Here is a 207-nt window from a genome sequence, read left to right as displayed (position 1 = left end):
CCAAGTAGACAACACGTCCATCATATTCGGTCAGCGTTGGCATCAGATGTTGTTGCACAAGCAGCACTTCTACACGGGCATCTTCTAAAATGTATGCCAATCGCTCTGTTGGGTAGATCGGGTCAAGTGGTACATATGCTCCACCCGCCTTGAGAATGCCCAGCAGTCCCACCACCATCTCCATTGAGCGTTCCGTGTAAATGCCTA

Annotated in this window: 1 protein-coding gene; it reads right to left on the bottom strand. The window is 50.2% G+C overall.

The window, feature by feature from the left end; all coding sequences use genetic code 11:
- Nucleotides 1–207: AMP-binding protein (locus AABK37_RS42335; RefSeq protein ID WP_432557323.1), on the bottom strand; the 207-nt coding region annotated here is incomplete at both ends.

Origin of the sequence: Tolypothrix sp. VBCCA 56010, from assembly GCF_050875635.1 — a bacterium.
Lineage (GTDB): Bacteria > Cyanobacteriota > Cyanobacteriia > Cyanobacteriales > Nostocaceae > Hassallia.
The sequence above is the reverse complement of the archived record's forward strand: the minus strand, read 5'-3'. Positions and strand labels throughout refer to the sequence as shown.